Origin of the sequence: Xenorhabdus budapestensis (assembly GCF_002632465.1) — a bacterium.
GTDB classification, from domain to species: Bacteria; Pseudomonadota; Gammaproteobacteria; order Enterobacterales; family Enterobacteriaceae; genus Xenorhabdus; species Xenorhabdus budapestensis.
In genome coordinates, this window is the sequence record NZ_NIBS01000167.1 from 1 (window position 1) to 246 (window position 246).

Genomic DNA, 246 nt, shown 5'->3' on the forward strand with positions numbered 1-246 from the left:
TATGACGTGGTGACGATTGCGACAGCCAAAGATCCGGAAGCGGAAAAGATGCGCTACCGCAATTACGTCACTATTATCGAAAGTACTTTGCATACCTGGAAAAAACAGCAAGACGCGATTAACTGGGAAATGAACCGACGTTATGGCCGCTCTAAAGTACTCAAAGTCTTGGTTGATAGCTGGCGGGATGTCAGCGGGACACTGTGGACGCCCAATACCCTGATCCCGATCCATTTACCGGCATTC

The 246-nt window shown here is 49.2% G+C and carries 1 protein-coding gene; it reads left to right on the forward strand.

Annotated features, from left to right (window positions below):
- On the forward strand, positions 1-246 hold a 246-nt coding region (locus Xbud_RS19460; RefSeq protein WP_422645749.1), incomplete at both ends, for a phage baseplate assembly protein.